Origin of the sequence: Streptomyces sp. NRRL S-1022 (assembly GCF_000720135.1) — a bacterium.
In the GTDB taxonomy this organism is placed as follows: Bacteria; Actinomycetota; Actinomycetes; order Streptomycetales; family Streptomycetaceae; genus Streptomyces.
Genome location: NZ_JOIU01000186.1, coordinates 1 through 302 on the forward strand (window position 1 = coordinate 1; position 302 = coordinate 302).

The 302-nt window shown below is 70.5% G+C and carries 1 pseudogene; it reads right to left on the reverse strand.

From position 1 onward, the window contains the following. A pseudogene (locus tag IG05_RS0141450) lies at window positions 1-302 on the reverse strand (hypothetical protein); the annotation flags it as partial.

Here is a 302-nt window from a genome sequence, read left to right on the forward strand (position 1 = left end):
CATCCCCCGTCTCACGATCCCCGTTCACATCCACATCCACATCCACCGCCACCGCATCCGGCACGACCCCCCGCACCGGCGGAAACACCATCCCGTCCACCCCGTCAGCGCAGTCCAACGCCACCCCGCACGGCACCCCCACCGCCGGCACCAGCGCATCCAGCAACCGCGCACCCAGCCACCGCTGATACGACCACTCCCGGCCGCCCTCACCCCGCGCCAGCGCGAAACGCGCCAACGCCCGCTCGTTCGAGAACGCGTAGATCCAGCGGACACCCCCGACATCACCCGTCAAAGGCGCC